The sequence below is a fragment of the Salipiger bermudensis genome (assembly GCF_019801965.1).
GTDB classification, from domain to species: Bacteria; Pseudomonadota; Alphaproteobacteria; order Rhodobacterales; family Rhodobacteraceae; genus Salipiger; species Salipiger bermudensis_A.
Map to the genome: position 1 here is coordinate 137,724 of NZ_JAHVIA010000004.1, position 16,808 is coordinate 154,531.

General features: G+C 70.4%; 17 protein-coding genes. 9 read left to right on the top strand and 8 right to left on the bottom strand.

What is annotated here, in order from left to right:
- Window positions 1-15: 15 nt before the first annotated feature.
- The 5 genes from KUV62_RS10110 to KUV62_RS10130 form a co-directional block, all read right to left on the bottom strand.
- Window positions 16-1,062 (bottom strand): YcjF family protein, encoded by a 1,047-nt coding sequence (locus KUV62_RS10110; RefSeq protein ID WP_222603574.1) that lies wholly within the window; start codon window positions 1,060-1,062, stop codon window positions 16-18.
- Window positions 1,059-1,556, bottom strand: coding sequence for a GNAT family N-acetyltransferase (locus KUV62_RS10115; protein WP_315901576.1), 498 nt, complete (start codon window positions 1,554-1,556; stop codon window positions 1,059-1,061). Before KUV62_RS10115 ends, KUV62_RS10110 begins: the two co-directional genes overlap by 4 nt.
- Window positions 1,553-2,980, bottom strand: a complete 1,428-nt coding sequence (locus tag KUV62_RS10120) for a YcjX family protein (RefSeq protein WP_222603575.1) — start codon at window positions 2,978-2,980, stop codon at window positions 1,553-1,555. Before KUV62_RS10120 ends, KUV62_RS10115 begins: the two co-directional genes overlap by 4 nt.
- A gap of 74 nt (window positions 2,981-3,054) precedes the next feature.
- The gene (locus KUV62_RS10125) at window positions 3,055-4,551 is read right to left on the bottom strand and encodes an inorganic phosphate transporter (protein ID WP_261395543.1); all 1,497 of its coding nucleotides are present in this window, start codon (window positions 4,549-4,551) and stop codon (window positions 3,055-3,057) included.
- Between the two features lie 24 nt (window positions 4,552-4,575).
- The gene (locus tag KUV62_RS10130; protein ID WP_222603576.1) at window positions 4,576-5,055 is read right to left on the bottom strand and encodes an NUDIX hydrolase; all 480 of its coding nucleotides are present in this window, start codon (window positions 5,053-5,055) and stop codon (window positions 4,576-4,578) included.
- Between the two features lie 125 nt (window positions 5,056-5,180).
- Here KUV62_RS10130 and truA point away from each other — a divergent pair, with 125 nt between their 5' ends.
- The 4 genes from truA to gndA all read left to right on the top strand — a co-directional run bounded on the left by truA (window position 5,181) and on the right by gndA (window position 9,989).
- Window positions 5,181-5,948, top strand: coding sequence for a tRNA pseudouridine(38-40) synthase TruA (gene truA, locus KUV62_RS10135; protein WP_222603577.1), 768 nt, complete (start codon window positions 5,181-5,183; stop codon window positions 5,946-5,948).
- 244 nt (window positions 5,949-6,192) lie between these two features.
- Entirely contained in the window at window positions 6,193-7,383 is a 1,191-nt protein-coding gene (locus KUV62_RS10140; protein ID WP_222603578.1) for an aspartate aminotransferase family protein, read from the top strand.
- 80 nt (window positions 7,384-7,463) lie between these two features.
- Complete coding sequence (gene argF, locus KUV62_RS10145; RefSeq protein WP_222603579.1) at window positions 7,464-8,390, top strand: ornithine carbamoyltransferase; 927 nt, start codon at window positions 7,464-7,466, stop codon at window positions 8,388-8,390.
- A gap of 198 nt (window positions 8,391-8,588) precedes the next feature.
- Window positions 8,589-9,989 carry an NADP-dependent phosphogluconate dehydrogenase gene (gene gndA / locus KUV62_RS10150; protein WP_222603580.1) on the top strand — a complete coding sequence of 467 codons (1,401 nt, stop codon included), beginning with the start codon at window positions 8,589-8,591 and terminating at the stop codon, window positions 9,987-9,989.
- A gap of 66 nt (window positions 9,990-10,055) precedes the next feature.
- Here gndA and hrpB read toward each other — a convergent pair whose 3' ends face one another.
- The gene (gene hrpB / locus KUV62_RS10155; protein WP_222603581.1) at window positions 10,056-12,500 is read right to left on the bottom strand and encodes an ATP-dependent helicase HrpB; all 2,445 of its coding nucleotides are present in this window, start codon (window positions 12,498-12,500) and stop codon (window positions 10,056-10,058) included.
- Between the two features lie 300 nt (window positions 12,501-12,800).
- On the opposite strand from hrpB, the gene meaB reads away from it, so the two are divergent.
- The 4 genes from meaB (at window position 12,801) to KUV62_RS10175 (ending at window position 15,326) form a co-directional block, all read left to right on the top strand.
- Window positions 12,801-13,790, top strand: a complete 990-nt coding sequence (gene meaB, locus KUV62_RS10160) for a methylmalonyl Co-A mutase-associated GTPase MeaB (RefSeq protein WP_222603582.1) — start codon at window positions 12,801-12,803, stop codon at window positions 13,788-13,790.
- Between the two features lie 262 nt (window positions 13,791-14,052).
- Window positions 14,053-14,343, top strand: a complete 291-nt coding sequence (gene rpmB / locus KUV62_RS10165; RefSeq protein WP_222603583.1) for a 50S ribosomal protein L28 — start codon at window positions 14,053-14,055, stop codon at window positions 14,341-14,343.
- Between the two features lie 138 nt (window positions 14,344-14,481).
- A complete protein-coding gene (locus tag KUV62_RS10170; RefSeq protein WP_222603584.1) occupies window positions 14,482-14,799 on the top strand; it encodes a hypothetical protein in 318 nt (105 codons plus the stop codon).
- A 50-nt stretch (window positions 14,800-14,849) separates the two neighbouring features.
- Window positions 14,850-15,326: a copper chaperone PCu(A)C gene (locus KUV62_RS10175; protein WP_222603585.1), complete on the top strand. Its 477-nt coding sequence runs from the start codon at window positions 14,850-14,852 to the stop codon at window positions 15,324-15,326.
- A 66-nt stretch (window positions 15,327-15,392) separates the two neighbouring features.
- On the opposite strand, the gene KUV62_RS10180 is transcribed toward KUV62_RS10175, so the two are convergent.
- Window positions 15,393-16,082, bottom strand: a complete 690-nt coding sequence (locus KUV62_RS10180) for an NAD-dependent deacylase (protein ID WP_222603586.1) — start codon at window positions 16,080-16,082, stop codon at window positions 15,393-15,395.
- 54 nt (window positions 16,083-16,136) lie between these two features.
- Here KUV62_RS10180 and KUV62_RS10185 point away from each other — a divergent pair, with 54 nt between their 5' ends.
- The gene (locus KUV62_RS10185; protein WP_222603587.1) at window positions 16,137-16,592 is read left to right on the top strand and encodes a low molecular weight protein-tyrosine-phosphatase; all 456 of its coding nucleotides are present in this window, start codon (window positions 16,137-16,139) and stop codon (window positions 16,590-16,592) included.
- On the opposite strand, the gene KUV62_RS10190 is transcribed toward KUV62_RS10185, so the two are convergent.
- Window positions 16,577-16,762, bottom strand: coding sequence for a CTP synthetase (locus tag KUV62_RS10190; protein ID WP_222603588.1), 186 nt, complete (start codon window positions 16,760-16,762; stop codon window positions 16,577-16,579). The two genes, KUV62_RS10185 and KUV62_RS10190, sit on opposite strands and share 16 nt — an antisense overlap.
- Window positions 16,763-16,808: the final 46 nt, after the last annotated feature.

Below are 16,808 nucleotides of genomic sequence, written 5' to 3' on the forward strand. Positions count from 1 at the left end.
CAGGGCGGGCGCGGCTCAGGCCTTGTCGGCGGGTTTCACCAGCCCGGCCAGCGCGGTGCGGATGATCGAGCGCACCGAGGGGCGCTTTTGCGCCTGGAAGGGCAGCGGGCGACAGACCTCGATGGCGGCAACGCCCACCCGCGCGGTCAGCGCGCCGTTGACCAGCCCCTCGCCGAAGCGGCGCGAGAGCTTGCCCAGCAGGCCGCCGCCGAGGATCGGCTCGAGCATGTCGTCACCCACCGCCACCGCGCCGGTGGCCACAAGGTGCGACATCACCGCCTTGGTCAGACGCCAGCTGCCGAGCGTCCCCGAGCGGCCGCCATAGATCTCGGCGATGCGGCGGATCATCCGCATGTTGGCGCCGAGCGCGGTGGCGACATCGGCCAGCGCCAGCGGCACCAGAGCGGTGACCGTCGCCACCTGCCGCGCCGAGGCTTCGACCTCGCGCCGGGCGGCGGCGTCGAGCGGGGCCAGAAGCTCGGTCTCGGCGAGACCCAGCAGCCCCGAGGCATCGAAGATCTCGGCCTCGCGCTCGCGCAGGCGCTCGCGGCCCCAGCGGGTGTCGTCGCGCCCGGCATAGAGCGCGGTGAGCTTGCCGGTGACGGCGCGGGCGGCCTTGAGATCCTCGTCGGCCAGCGCCTTGGCCGACGCGCGGTGCAGCGCGTCGACGCGGGCGAGCCGCGACAGCGCTGCCAGCTCCTTGAGCACGATCAGCAGCACCACGATGACAAACAGCGCCATCAGCGCGGTGACGGCGTAGCCGAGCAGCGGCACCGAGGCGATCAGGTCGGTGACGAAGCGCCAGGCGGCGATCGAGACCAGCGCCGAGATCAGCGTGCCGAGCAGCGCCCAGAACCAGCGCGCCAGCCGCGATGGGCGGCGCGCGGCCAGCACCGCGGCGGTGGTCATGGCGCGGCCTTCGGGCAGGGTCGGGGCGACCTCGGGCTCGGGAACGGGGGGCGCCTCGGCGGGCGCGGCGGGGGCGGTATGCTCGTCGAGCTCGAAGAGCACCGGGCCGCGCCGGTCGCCGGGTTTGTTGCCGGGTCTGTCCGTGTCGCTCATGATCCGGGCTCCTTCGATGCGGTGTCGGGCTTGGCCGCTGTTTCAGTGTCGGGGGCGCTCCAGCGGTAATGGATCTCGGGCAGGCCTTCCTCGTTGTCCGAGCCATCGCCGCGCGCGATTTCGGCGAAGCCGGCATCCTCATAGAAGCGGCGGGCGGCGGTGTTGGCGGCGAAGGTCCAGAGGTCGAGCGCGGGGGAGGCGGCCTTGGCGCGAGCGATCAGCGCGCGACCGATGCCGCGGCGCTGCCAGGCGGGGGCGATGAAGAGCGCGTGCACGTAGCTGCCCTCGCGGGCGAGGAAGCCTGCCACCGCGCCGCCCTCCGGGGTCTCGGCCACGGTGACCCAGCCGCGGGCGATCAGCGCATCGGCATGGGCGATGTCCTCGGCGCCGGAATGCAGGCGCGGCTTCCAGGCCCGCGCCGCCACCGCCTCCGAGATCATCGCGCCCATCTGCCCTGCGTCGAGGCTGCGCGCCGGGCGCAGCGCCGGGCTCACAGCCGGTCTCCGAACAGGAACTGCGCGGCGCGGTCGAGGCGGATATGCGGCGGGCCCTCGCCGGGCTTGAGGCTGAGCCGCGCCGGGGCGAAGCGCATGATGGCATAGTCGCCGTCGAGCCAGCTCTCGGCGCCCTCGCGGGCGGGGCCGAGCAGCCGCGACGGATCCTCGGGCAGCTCGCCGGGATAGAACGCCGCCTCGCGGCCACGACTGCCGTCGTCCTGAAGCAGCGTGCCGCGCACGCAGTCGAAGCTGTCGCCGTTGCGCGGCAGGGTCTGCTCGACCGTGGCGCGCAGCGAGGCGATCGACATGGCGCCGGTCTCGGCGCCGGCAAAGCGCGCCCGGTCGCGGGCGTCGCGGGTCAGCGCCTCCATGATCGCGGTGAGGCGTCCGTGCTGGGTGTGGTGCAGGTGGTCGGCCTTGGTGGCGGCGAAAAGGATCTTCTCGACCCGCTTGCCGAGCAGCAGGCTGGTGAGGAAGGCGTTGGCGCCGGGGCGGAAGGCGGTGAGGATCTCGGCCATCGTCCGGCGCAGATCCTCCATCGCGGCGGGGCCGGCATGGATCGCGCCGAGCGCGTCGACCAGCACCACCTGCCGGTCGATGCGGGAGAAGTGATCGCGGAAGAATGGCTTCACGATCTGGGACTTGTACGCCTCGAAGCGGCGCTCCATCTCGCGCCAGAGCGACTTGCGCGGCGGATCGGCGGGCTTGGGCAGCGGCGCGAATGTCAGCGCGGGGCTGCCCTCCTTCTCGCCGGGCAGCAGGAAGCGGCCCGGGGTGCAATCGGAGAAGCCGGCGTTGCGCGCTGCGTGCAGCGCCTCGGTGAAGCGCGCCGCCAGCGCCTTGGCGCGGACCTCGTCCAGCGCTTGCGCACTGTCTTCGGCGCGTGCCATCGCGACGTACTCGGCGCCGCCGGGGCGGTGCTGCAGCCGCGCGAGGCTCTCCTCGGCCCAGTCGGCATAGCTCTTGTCCATCAGTCCGAGATCGAGCAGCCATTCGCCGGGATAGTCGACGATGTCGAGATGCACGGTGCGCGGCCCCGACATCCCCGCCAGCAGCCCGGTGGGGCGCAGGCGCAGCGACAGGCGCAGCTGCGAAACGGCGCGGGTGCTCTCGGGCCAGTGCGGGGTGGGCGAGGTGAGGGCGCCGAGATGGCTCTCGTAATCGAAGCGCGGCATGGTGTCGTCGGGCTGCGGCTGGAGATAGGCGGCGAGGATACGCCCCTCGCTCTCGGCCAGCAGCTGCGGCATCCGCGCCCGGTCCATCAGGTTGGCCACCAGCGAGGTGATGAACACGGTCTTGCCGGCGCGCGACAGCCCGGTCACGCCGAGGCGGATCACCGGCTCGGTGAACGGGCTGGTGAGCGTATCGGTGACGTTCTCGACCCCGCGGGTCAGCCTGTCGGCGATGGTTCCGATGACCAAGGTCTGCCTCTCTGCCTGTGCTGCGCTCTACAAATAGACCCCGGGCCGCCCGGTTGCCAGTGCGGCAGGCGGCTTCAGAAGGCGAGAAGTTCCAGCAGGGTGTAGCAGATCGCCGACAGGATCGCGGCGGCGGGCACGGTGATCGCCCAGGCGCCGAGGATGGTGAGGAAGTGCGACCGCCGCACCAGCCGGCGGCGACGGCGCTCCTGGCGGGGCATCGCGGTGGCTGTGGCGGCCGCGGCCTGCCGGGCGCTGCGCTGCCGGCGGAAGCGCCACTCGGTCTCCCATTCGCGGAAGAAGCCGACGCCGAAGACGCCGCCGATGGCGATATGGGTGGTGCTGACCGGCAGCCCGGCCCAGGAGGCCGCGATCACCGTGACCGCCGTCGAGAGCGCCACGCAATAGGCCCGCATCGGGTTGAGCTTGGTGATCTGGTTGCCGACCATGCCGATCAGCTTCGGGCCGAAGAGAACAAGGCCGACGGAAATCCCGAAGGCGCCGATCAGCATGATCCAGAGCGGCAGGGCGAAGCTGCCCGACACCTGCGCATCGTGTTGCACCTGCACCAGCGCGGCCAGCGGGCCGACCGCGTTGGCGACGTCATTGGCGCCGTGGGCAAAGGAGAGCAGCGCGGCAGCGGCAATCAGCGGCAGCGAGAACAGCTGCTTGATCGAGCGGTTGCGGTTCTCCATCCCCGCGGCGCTGCGCCGCACCAGCGGCACCGAGATTGCGGTGACCAGGCAGCCGACGACGGCTCCGAGGCCGAGCGCCGCCGGCAGCGCGATCTCGAGCACCCGGTTGAGGCCCTTGATGGCGAGATAGGTGGTGAAGGCCGCCGCCATCACCCCGATCAGCAGCGGCACCCAGCGCCGGGCGGCGGAGAGCTTGTCCGGGACGCGCAGGATGCGCCACTCGATGAAGGCAAGCCCCGCGGCGGCGAAGAGCCCGCCGACCACCGGGGTCGCGACCCAGGTGGTCACGATGGCCAACAGGGTCATCCAGTTGACCGGCCCAAGCAGCCCGCCGGCGGCGAGCGCGGCGCCGACCACCGCCCCGATCATCGAATGCGTGGTCGAGACCGGCGCCCCGATCCAGGTTGCCAGGTTGACCCAGAGCGAGGCCGCAAGCAGCGTTGCCATCATCGCCGGGACGAAGGCCTCCGGGTCCTGCAGCCCGCTCGGATCGAAGATGCCGGTCGAGACCGTGTCGATCACGTCGCCCCCGGCGAGGATCGCCCCGGCGCTTTCGCAGATCGCCGCGATGGCGATGGCGAGCCCCAGCGGCAGCGCCCGCGCGCCCACTGCCGGGCCCATGTTGTTGGCCACGTCATTGGCGCCGATATTGAGCGCGAGATAGGCGCCGAAGGCGGCGGCCACGACGACGGCGAGCGTCTGCGGCTCGCCGCCCATCAGCAGCGCCGCCGACAGCGCGGCGACGGTAACGAAGACCAGCGAGATCCCGAGCCCGACTAGGGGCCGTGCGGTGTACATCGTCGCCGCCTCGAGCCGCGACACGCGCTTCAGATCGCGGTCGAGCGTGCGCCAGTCCTGTGAAAGCGGGTCCTGTGCCAACTGCGCTGTCCTTCGCCCGGCGGCCTAGTGCGCCGCCCCGGCGTCCGGCAGGGACGGCAGGTTGCGCAGGAGCTCGGCGAGCTCGCTTTCATCGACCAGCTCGGCGGCGCGCCCGGGCGCCATCCAGTGGCGCTCGCGCTCATGCATCTCGGGGAAGCTGTCGAGCAGCTTGTCGACCGCGATGGCATAGACCTCGACATCGGTGGGCACCGGCAGGCCGCCATCGAGAACCTTGTCGTAGCGATAGCGGCCGATCCGCACCGGCCGCGCGCCGCGCGCCTTGACGCCGGCCTCCTCCCAGGCCTCCTGCAGAGCGGTTCCGGCGGCATCGGTGCCATGCATCGGCCAGCCCTTCGGGATGATCCAGCGCTTGGTGGTGCGCGAGGTGATCAGCAGGATCTCGGGCCCCGCATCGCCCGGCCGATGGCACAGCGCTCCGATCTGCACCCGCGGAGGGCGGCGCAGCATGGGCGCGATATAGCTTTTCCAGACGCGGGCAAGCATGGAAGACACCGGTTTCGGGGCAGGTCGGCCTGCTCTAGAGAACCTGTCGGGAAAACTCAACCCGGCACGGGGTGCGCCGCCCGCGGGCATTGCCCAGATGCGACAGCGCTTGTATGGGAGCGGCCATGCCCAGATACGCCCTTCTCGTCGAATATGATGGCCAGCCCTTTGCCGGATGGCAGCGCCAGGCCGATCAGCCCTCGGTGCAGGGCGCGATCGAGGCCGCGCTCGGCAAGCTGGAAAAGCGCGACCACACCATCGCCGCCGCCGGGCGCACCGATGCCGGCGTGCATGCGCGCGGGCAGGTGGCCCATTGCGACATGGAGAAGGACTGGGATCCGTTCCGTCTCTCGGAGGCGCTGAACTTCCACCTCAAACCCGCCCCGGTGGCGATCCGCGACTGCGCCGCCGTCCCCGACGACTGGCACGCACGGTTCTCGGCGATGGAGCGGCGCTACCTGTTCCGCCTGCTGGTGCGCCGCGCGCCCGCGACTCTGGAGCATGGCCAGGTCTGGCGGGTGATGAACCCGCTCTCGCTCGAGGCGATGCAGGCGGGAGCGGCCCATCTCATCGGGCAACACGATTTCACCACCTTCCGCTCGACCATGTGCCAGGCCGCCTCGCCGCTGAAGACCATGGACGAGATCCGCATCGAGCAAACCGACACCGGGGCAGGGCCGGAGTTTCGCTTCCACCTGCGCGCCCGCAGCTTCCTGCACAACCAGGTGCGCTCCATCGTCGGCACGCTCGAGCGCGTCGGCGCCGGCGCCTGGGCGCCGGAAGACGTGAATGCGGCGCTCGAGGCGCGCGACCGCGCCGCCTGCGGGCCGGTCTGCCCGCCGGACGGGCTCTACCTGGTGGGCGTGGGCTACCCGGACGATCCCTTCGCCTGAGGCGTCTCGGCCACGGGCTCCGGCGCTCCCCTGACCCGTGGTCAAGAAACCGCTTTGCGCGGCGAGCAAACCCCGCTATCAGCGCGGCATGACGCTTGCGACCCGAATCCGACGAGCCTGAACGCTCCTCTTTCGTGCCTCCTCTCCGGGGAGGTCGCCGCTTCGCACGTCTCACCCCCTTGAAACTTGACTTGGCCCCGTGCCCTTGGCACCAATCGGGCCTCATTCCACCGAGGATATGCTGATGATCCCGTCCGTCCTGCCGACCTATTCCCGCGCCCCCCTGCACTTCGTGAAGGGCGAAGGCACCTGGCTGGTGGAGGAAGACGGCCGACGCTTCCTCGATCTCGGCAGCGGCATCGCGGTCAACGCGCTGGGCCACGCACATCCGGCGCTGGTCGATGCGCTGACCCGGCAGGCGCAAAACCTGTGGCACGTGTCGAACCTCTACGAGATCCCGCAGCAGCAGGCGCTGGCCGACAAGCTGGTCGCGGCGAGCTTTGCCGATACCGTGTTCTTCACCAATTCCGGCACGGAGAGCTGCGAGCTCGCGGTCAAGATGGCGCGCAAGTACTGGTACGAGAAGGGGCATCCCGAGAAGACCGACATCATCGCCTTCACCGGCTCGTTCCACGGCCGCTCCTCGGCGGGCATCGCCGCGGCGGGCTCGGAGAAGATGGTCAAGGGCTTCGGCCCGCTGCTTCCGGGCTTCAAGCACGTGGCCTGGGGCGATCACGAGGCGCTCAAGGCCGCCATCGACGACACCACCGGCGCCATCCTGATCGAGCCGGTGCAGGGCGAAGGCGGCATCCGTCCGCTGCCCGACCAGTGCCTGCAAGGTCTGCGCAAGCTCTGCGACGAGAAGGGCCTGCTGCTGATCCTCGACGAGGTGCAATGCGGCATCGGCCGGACCGGGCGTCTCTTCGCCCATGAGTGGGCCGGCATCACGCCGGACATCATGATGGTCGCCAAGGGCATCGGCGGTGGCTTCCCGCTCGGCGCGGTGCTGGCCACCGAGGAGGCCGCCTCGGGCATGACCGCCGGCACCCACGGCTCGACCTATGGAGGCAACCCGCTGGGCTGCGCGGTGGGCTGCGCGGTGATGGACCACGTCACCGACCCGGCCTTCCTCGACGGCGTCAACCGCAAGGCCGGCCTGCTGCGCCAGAAGCTCGAGGGCCTCGTCGCCGCCCATCCCGAGATTTTCGAGGAGGTGCGCGGCATGGGCCTGATGCTCGGCCTCAAGTGCAAGATCGCCCCGGCGGATCTGGTCAAGGCGGGCTACGAAGCGCTGGTCATCACCGTGCCGGCCGCCGACAACGTCGTGCGCCTGCTGCCGCCGCTCACCATCACCGAGGACGAGATCGGCGAGGCCATCGCGCGCCTCGACACCGCCGCCTCCGCCCTCGCAACGTCGGCCTCTTCTTCGGTTTGACAAATACCTCGGGGTGAATGGGCGCTGCGCGCCCAGAGGGGCAGCGCCCCTCCGCCCCGCCAGAGAAAAAGAACAGTCGCATGAACCACTTCCTCGACATCCACAAGACCGACAAGGCCGACCTGCGGGCGATCATCGACGCCGCCAAGGCGATCAAGGACAAGCGCAACGGCCGCCCGCGCGCCGCCCCCGACGACGACCTGCCGCTCAAGGACCGCATGGTCGCGCTGATCTTCGAGAAGCCCTCGACCCGGACCCGCGTCTCCTTCGACGTGGGCGTGCGCCAGATGGGCGGCCAGACCATGGTGCTCTCGGGCTCCGACATGCAGCTCGGCCACGGCGAGACCATCGCCGACACCGCCCGGGTGCTGTCGCGCTTCGTCGACATGATCATGATCCGCACCTTCGACGAGGCGGTGCTGACCGAGATGGCGGATTATGCCGACGTGCCGGTGATCAACGGTCTCACCGACCGCACCCACCCCTGTCAGATCATGGCCGACATCCTCACCTTCGAGGAGCATCGCGGCCCGATCGCCGGCAAGAAGGTGGTGTGGTGCGGCGACGGCAACAATGTCTGCGCCTCCTTCCTGCACGCCGCCGGCCAGTTCGGCTTCGACCTGACCTTCACCGGCCCCGTGCAGCTCGACCCCGAGATGGAATTCGTCGGCCTCGCCCGCAATCAGGGCAGCACCATCACCATCGAGCGCGACCCGTTCAAGGCGGTCGAGGGCGCCGACCTCGTGGTCGCCGACACCTGGGTCTCGATGCATGACGCGCAATCCGCCAAGGAGCGCCGCCACAACATGCTGCGCCCCTACCAGGTCAACGACAAGCTGATGGAGGCCGCCGGCAAGGACGCGCTCTTCATGCATTGCCTGCCGGCCCATCGCGGCGAGGAGGTGACCTCCGAGATCATGGACGGCCCGCAATCGGTGATCTGGGACGAGGCCGAGAACCGGCTGCACGCCCAGAAGGCGATCATGCGCTGGTGCCTTGGCGGCTGATCTTCGGCGGCGGATATGCTGCACCCGGCCGGGCTGCCTCTCGCGGGCGGCCCGGTTTCTTTTTTGAGTATTTGAAACGTAGAGAAGCCAGCAGCGCGGCGCGGGGGCGGTGAGGGCGGACATCGCCTGTGCGTGAGCGCATATTGCGCCCGGCCCGCCCGGCCTTAGGTTAGCGCTGTCACGATCACGGAGGCAGACATGGCGGACCCGAAAATCGGTATCTACGGGCTGGGCACGATGGGCGCGGCGCTGGCGCTCAACATGGTCGAGAAGGGCGTGTCCATCGCGGTCTCAAACCGGACCGACGACATGATCACGGCGTTTTCCGAGCGCGCCGCGCCGCTTGGGGGAGACGTGACCACCGCGCCGGATCTCGCGGCGCTGGTGACGCTGCTGCCCAAGCCGCGCCTGCTGCTGGCGATGATCCCCTCCACCGGCCCGCTCGACGCGTTGCTCGATGACGTCATCCCGCTGCTCGACGCGGGCGACACCGTGATCGACGCCGGCAACGCCGATTTCCACGCCACCCGCCGCCGCGCCGCGCGGCTGGCTGAGCACGGCATGCATTTCGTCGGGCTCGGCGTCTCGGGCGGCGAAGACGGTGCGCGGCACGGACCCTCGATGATGTTCGGCGGCTCCTCCGAGAGCTGGCAGGGGCTGAAGCCGCTGCTTGAGCCGATTGCGGCCCGTTTCGAGGGGGATCCTTGCGTCGACCGCATGGGTCCCGATGGCGCCGGGCATTTCGTCAAGACCGTGCACAACGGCATCGAGTATGCCGACATGCAGATGATCGCCGAAACCTACGACCTGCTGCGCCACGGGCTGGGCCAGGAGACCAGCGCCATCGCCGATCGCTTCGCGGCATGGAACGAGGGCCCGCTGGGCAGCTATCTCTTCGAGATCACCGCGACGGTGCTGCGCCATGACGATCCGCTCGGCGCGGGTCCAATGGTCGATGCCATCCTCGACCGCGCCGGCCAGAAGGGCACCGGCCGCTGGACCGCCATCGAGGCGGTGACGCTGGGCCAGTCCGCAACGATGATCGAGGGCGCCGTGGCCGCCCGCGCCTGGTCGGCGGAGAAGGATCTCCGGATTGCCGCCGGCGCGGCCTTCGGCGCGGAGCGCGCGACCCTTCAGATCGATGAGGCGGATCTCGAGCCGGCGCTGCTGGCCGCCCGGGTGCTGGAATACGCGCAGGGCTTCCGCATCCTGGCGGCGGCGTCGCAGGAATACGGCTGGGAGCTCGATTTCGCCCGCATCGCGGAGATCTGGCGCGCCGGCTGCATCATCCGCGCCACGCTTCTCGACGACATTGCCGGCGCCTTCCGCGACGGGCCGCCACGCGACCAACTGCTGCTTGCGCCGCGCTTCGCCGAGACCTTCGCCAGGGGCATCCCGGCGCTGCGCCGGATCGTCTCCGCGGCGATTTCCGCCGGCTACCCGCTGCCGGTCCTGGGCTCGGCGCTGTCCTTCTGGGACACGCTGCGCCAGCCCTCCGGCACCGCCAACCTGATCCAGGCACAGCGCGACTTCTTTGGCCGCCACGGCTTCGACAGGGTCGACGGCCAGGAGGTCCATCACGGTCCCTGGTGGCCCTGAGGGCTTCTTTGGTTCAAAAATACCTCGGGGTGAATTGGCCCAACGGGCCAAGAGGGGCAGCGCCCCTTACTGCCCGCGCGGCTTGGCGCGCAGGGTCGGGTCTGCCTGGCGCGGGTCCTCGGGCCAGGGATGCTTGGGGTATTGCGCCTTCATGTCCTTTCGCACATCGGCGTAGGAGCCATCCCAGAAGCCCGGCAGGTCCATCGTGGTCTGAACCGGGCGGCGGGCCGGCGAGAGCAGCGTGACGCGCAGCGGGCGGCGGCCCACCATCGGATGGCTGCGCTGGCCGAACATCTCCTGCAGGCGCAGCGCGATCTCCGGGTGCTCGCCGGAATAGTCGATCGGGATCTCGCGCCCGAGCGGCGTGGTGAACTTGCCCGGCACCGCGGCGTCGAGGGCATGCATCTGGCTCCAGTCGAGCCGGGCGCGCAGCGCCGGCAGCGGGTCGAAGCGCTTCCAGTCCTCCGCCGATTTCACGCCTGCCAAGTAGGGCAGCAGCCAGTCGTCGAGCGTCTCCATGAGGGCGGATTCGGACATCTCGGGCAGGTCGAGCCCGCCCTCGCGGGCGATGGCGACGCGAGCGCAGAAGCGCCGCGCAGCGTCGGAGAGGGAGAGGCCGAGATCGCGCACCCCGTCGAGCATCGCGCGGGCGACCGCGTCCGGAGGCGCGTCCTTCCAGAGCCGGTCATCGAGCGCGATGGCGCCGAGCCGTTCCTGCTGGCGCGCCAGCACCCGGCGCTCGCGTTTCGACCATGCGCAGAGGTCGTGCCAGCGGATCTGCTCGGGAAACAGCGCGCGCAGCTCGCTCTCGGTGATCTGCGTGGCCTGCCGGATGCGGGCCTCGCGCGGGTTGCCGTCGGTGTCGGTGACGACGATGAGCCGGGCCGAGGCCAGCGGGTCAGCGGCGTCGAGCACCGCGCCTTTGCCGCCGGAGAGATGGAAGCGCGGGGCATCGCCCTTGCGGCGCAGGCCAATGCGGTCGGGATAGGCCAGCGCCGCCATGGCGGCAGGGCTCATCGTCTCCTCGCGGAGACTCTTCGCCCGTGACCGCAGCCGTTTCGCCTCGGACCGGATGCGCTCGAGGGCTGCGCGGCTGAGGCCGTAGGGCCGGGTCTCGGCGAAGCGCTTCGGGTCGCGCAGCGCCTCGAGCCGCAGGGTCAGATCGGTGGGGGCGCCGGTGAGTGGGTCGCGCTCGGCCAGCAGGGCGGCGAGCGGCGCGGCCTGCGCGCCCGCGAGCGTCAGCATGTGTCCGAGCCGGGGGTGCAGCGGCAGCGCTGCCAGCGCGTTGCCATGCTCGGTGATGCGGCCCGCCTCGTCGAGCGCGCCCAGCATCTGCAACAGCGCCTGCGCCTCGGCATAGGCGCCGGGGTTGGGCGCGCTCAGGAAGGGCAGATCGTCGGGCGTGGCGCCCCAGAGTGCCAGTTCGAGCGCCAGCCCGGCGAGATCGGCGGTCTCGATCTCGGCCGGGGGATAGGCCTGCAGCGCGCCTTCCTCGCCTTTCGTCCAGAGCCGGTAGGCCACGCCCTCGGCGACGCGCCCGGCACGGCCTGCGCGCTGGGTGGCCTCGGCGCGGGTGACGCGCTCGGTCACCAACCGGGCCATGCCCGAGCCCGGATCGAACCGCGCACGCCGCGCGCGGCCGCCGTCGATGACCACGCGGATGTCCTCGATGGTGAGCGAGGTCTCGGCGATGGCGGTGGCGAGCACCAGCTTGCGGCCCTGCGTCTCGGGGCGGATCGCGGCGCGCTGGGCGGCGAACTCCATCGCGCCGAAGAGCGGTCGCACGGTCACGTCGCGCGGCAGCCGGCCTTTCAGAAGCGCTTCGGTGCGGCGGATCTCGCCCTCGCCCGGCAGGAAGGCGAGCAGGCCGCCTTTGGTCTCCGAAGCCGCCTTCGCGATGAGATCGGCCATGCTCTCCTCGAAGCGGCGCTGCTTCGGCAGCGGCGTCTCGAGCCAGCGGGTTTCGACCGGGAAGGCGCGTCCTTGCGAGGTGACGATCGGGGCCCGCATGAGCTCGGCCACCGGGCCCGCGTCGAGCGTGGCCGACATGGCGAGCAGGATCAGGTCGTCGCGCAGGGCGCCGGCCACCTCGAGGCAGAGCGCGAGGCCGAGATCGGCGTTGAGCGAGCGCTCGTGGAACTCGTCGAAGATCACCGCGCCGACACCGCTGAGCTCGGGGTCGGATTGCAGCCTCCGGGTCAGGATGCCCTCGGTCACCACTTCGATGCGGGTGGCCTTCGAGACCTTCGCCTCGCCGCGGATGCGGTAGCCCACGGTCTCGCCCGGTGCTTCGCCGAGCGTGTCGGCCATGCGCGCGGCGCTGGCGCGGGCGGCGAGGCGGCGCGGCTCGAGCATCAGGATGGTCTGGTCGGTGAGCCCGGCCTCGAGCATCGCCAGCGGCACGCGGGTGGTCTTGCCGGCGCCGGGCGGCGCCTGCAGCACGGCGCGGCCCTCGGCGCGGAGGGCGGTGATCAGCTCGGGCAGGGCGTCGTCGATGGGCAGGCGGGTCATGGCGGGGGTTATGCGGGAGGATGGGGGCGGCGTCGAGAGGGGCGGTGTGTTGGGGGTGGGGCGCCGGCTGGTGTTGCGCAGGGTGGGACAGCTGTGGCGGTGGGGGCGCTGCCCCCGTCCGCCGTGGGCGGACTCCCCCGAGGTATTTTCGAACCAGAGAAGATGGGGGCTTGGGGAGGCCTGGAGGGAGGTTGGCCGGAGGGGATTGGTGGTGGCTTCGGCGAAGGGACGGGAGACGGGGGTGGACATCGGCGGGCGGTGGGGGTCATTTCGAGGGCGGCAGTGAAGAGGGCAGACGGCATGGACATCGAGGATCTTGCGACACGCATCCTGGCTGGCGAGCGGCGCGCATTGGCGCGGGCGATCACGCTGGTGGAGAGCGGGCGGGCCGACCACCGGGTGCAGGCGCGGGCGCTGATCGAGCGGCTGCACGGGCATGACAACGTCGCTTTGCGTGTCGGCCTTTCGGGCACGCCCGGGGTCGGGAAATCGACCTTCATCGAGGCCTTCGGGATGATGCTTACCGCGCAGGGCCTGAAGGTGGCGGTGCTGGCGGTGGACCCGTCCTCGGCGCGGTCTGGCGGCTCGATCCTGGGCGACAAGACCCGGATGGAGCGGCTGTCGCGGGACCGCAACGCCTTCATCCGGCCCTCGCCCTCGCAATCGCATCTCGGCGGCGTGGCGCGGCGCACCCGCGAGGCGATCGATCTCTGCGAGGCCGCCGGGTTCGACGTCATCCTGATCGAGACCGTGGGGGTGGGCCAGTCGGAGACCGTGGTGGCGGAGATGTCGGACCTGTTCCTGCTGCTGCTGGCGCCGGCGGGCGGCGACGAGCTGCAGGGGGTCAAGCGCGGCATCATGGAAACCGCCGACATCATCCTGATCAACAAGGCCGATGGCGATCTCAAGGCCACCGCGACCCGGACCTGTGCCGATTATGCCGGCGCGCTGCGGCTGTTGCGCAAGCGGGTGCAGGACCCGGAGGGCTTCCCCAAGGCGCTGACCGTGTCGGCGGTGGAGGAGAACGGGCTCGACCGGGCCTGGGAGGAGATGACCACGCTCAGCGACTGGCGCCGCGAGGCCGGGCATTTCGAGGCCCGCCGGGCGGCGCAGGCGCGCTACTGGTTCGAAGCCGAGGTGCGCGAGGGGCTGCTGGCGCGGCTGCGGCGCGAGCCGGTCAAGGGCGCGATGACGACGCTGGCGCATCAGGTGGAGGCCGGCGAGATCAGCGCTGCCGCCGCGGCTGAGGAGCTGCTCGAGACCTATCTCGGCGAGGTGCCACCGGCCTGAGGGGGGATTCGCGGGGCCCGCGGAGGGCGCGCGCTGGCGGCAGCCTGCCGGGCGCCTCGAAAGGCGCCAATCCCCGTGAAACAGGCGGTTTCACGGCACCCCGCAAAGCTCCGGGGGAAGGGGTTGACGCGCGAGGGGCTTGGAGCTAGAGAAGCCCGACCAGATTCCGGGCGCCCCTGGTGGCGCCCTTTCATATTGGCGGAACGATCGGCATGAGCTGCCTCTCACCGGTCCGAAGCCCAGAGACGATGAGGATGGACCCATGTCGCGCGTATGCGAACTGACCGGCAAAGGCCCGATGACGGGTCATAACGTGAGCCACGCCAACAACAAGACCAAGCGGCGCTTCCTGCCGAACCTGAACGATGTGACCCTTCAGTCCGAGACCCTGGGTCGCGGCGTGAAGCTGCGCATCTCGGCTTCGGCCCTGCGTTCGGTCGACCACCGCGGCGGTCTCGACAAGTTCCTGGACAAAGCCAAGGACACCGAGCTCAGCGCCAACGCGCTGAAGCTGAAGAAAGAGATCGCAAAGGCCCGCGCCGCGCAGGCCTGAGCCATTTGATTCCACAGAATCATCCACAGCCCCGATGCAAGCCGCATCGGGGCTGTTTCCTTTTGTCACATGACATTTGGCGCGCTGTTGCCTAAACCTTCGGCGATGGTTCGGAAAAGATATCCACTGGTCGCAGTCTTGCTGGCTCTGGCGGTCGCGCTGACCGGGTTCCAGATGGCCTTTGCGCGCGCCCAGCCGCAGCCCGTGGGCCAGATGGTGATCTGCTCCGGGCTCGGCCTGACCACCGTCATGGTCGATGCCGACGGCGCGCCGGTGGCGCAGAGCCATGTCTGCCCCGACGGGCTTCTGACGCTGTTTCTCGCCGCTGGCGGCGCCTGGGAACCGCCCGAGCGGCTGCCGGGCTGGGTGGCGCTGTCGCAGGCCATGGCGGCGGTGCGCGGGCAGGGGCTGCGGGCGCCGGGCGCGCAGGCACGTGATCCCCCGGTCCTGGTCTGACTTTCCCAAGACAGACCTCACGGACTCACTAAGATCACAGGACAGACACAATGAAATCCCTGATTCTCGCCGGCGCCGCTGCGCTGGCCCTCTCGACGCCCGCCCTCGCCGAGATCGCGGTGCACGATGCCTATGCCCGCAGCGCCATGGCGACCGCCAAGACCGGCGCCGCCTTCATGGTGATCGAGAACACCGGCGACAGCGACGACCGGCTGGTCTCAGCCAGCTCCGACGCCGCGATGAAGGTCGAGCTGCACACCCACGTGGCCGATGGCAACGGCGTGATGAAGATGATGGAGGTCGAGGAGGGCTTCGTCATCCCCGCGAAGGGCCAGCACGCGCTGGCGCGCGGTGGCGACCACGTGATGTTCATGGGGCTGACCGGGCCCTTCGTTCAGGGCGAGACCGTGACCGTGACCCTGACCTTCGAGGAGGCCGGCGAAATGGTGGTCGAGATCCCGGTGGATCTCGAGCGTCAGCCGCACCACGGCATGACGCACGGCACCATGAACAAGATGAGCAACTGAGCCACGGCTCAGGCGTGAAGGGGGCCGCGCCGGGGCAAGCCCGGGCGCGGCCTTTCCATGTCCGGCTCAGTCGAGCAGCTCCGAGACCCAGGCGGGCACCACCTCGCTGGCTGGGCCGGTGCGGTGATCGTCGAAGGCGCGGCTGATCTCGCTCTCGGCCAGGTTCAGCTCGATGCTGCGGGCGCCGGCATAGGCCGCCTCCTGCACGAAGCCCGCCGCCGGGTAGACCTGCCCCGAGGTGCCGATCGAGGCGAAGAGATCGCAGCTCAGGAGATGCGCCTCGATCTCGTCCATGTGGTAAGGCATCTCGCCGAACCAGACGATGTCGGGCCGGGCCGTGGGCCTGTTGCAGGCAGGGCAGGGCGCGCCGGGCGACATCTCAAGCGGGGCCGTCCAGCGATGGCCGCAGGCGGCGCAGAGCGCGCAAGAGAGCTCACCATGCATGTGGATCGCCCGCGCCCCGGCCTTCTCGTGCAGCCCGTCGACATTCTGCGTCACGATCACCACCTCGCCGGGCCAGTCGCGCTGCAGCCGCGCAAGCGCCGCGTGGGCGGGGTTGGGCAAGGCGCTGGCGGCCTGCACCCGGCGGGCATTATAGAAGCGGTGCACCAGCGCGGGATCTCGGGCAAAGCCCTCGGGCGTGGCCACGTCCTCGATGCGGTGCTGCGCCCAGAGCCCGCCCTCGTCGCGGAAGGTGCCGAGGCCGCTTTCGGCGGAGATGCCGGCCCCGGTGAGGATCACGATCTTGTCGGCCATGCTTTTCCCTTCCTGGCTGCCGCGTTAGGCTCCGGCGCAAAAGGAGCGCGCCCCATGACCCAGAGTATCCTCTTCGTCTGCCTCGGCAATATCTGCCGCTCACCCTCGGCGGAAGGCGTGGTGCGGCAGATGGCGGCGGAGCGCGGGCTGACGCTCGAGCTCGACAGCGCCGGCACCGGGACATGGCACCTGGGCGATCCGCCCTACGCGCCGATGCAGGCGGCCGCCAGCGCGCGCGGCTACGACCTTTCGGCGCTGCGGGCGCGGCAGGTCAGCCGGGCGGATTTCGAGCGTTTCGACCTGATCGTGGCGATGGATGGCGACAACCTCGCCAACCTTGAGGCGATGCGGCCCGGGCAGGGCGGGGCCGAGCTGCGGCTCTTCACCGAGTATGCCGCCGCCACCGGCGCACAGGAGGTGCCCGATCCGTATTTCACCCGCGATTTCGACGGCACGCTCGACCTCATCGAGATCGCCGCGCGCGGGCTTCTGGATCAGCTCTCGGAATAGATCGCCCTTGTGACCAGCCAGGTCGCGGGAAGCGCCACGACCGCGCCCGCCGCCGCCGCCGAAACGATCGGCACCAGCGTGTCGAACCCGGCGACGAGGGATGCGACGATAAAGCTGCCCGCCAGCGTGGTGCCGATCAGCGAGTAGAGGATTCCGGCCAGTCTGAGCATGGATCTGTCTCCCGATTGCGGCCCTACGGTGGGGCGCTCCCGGAAT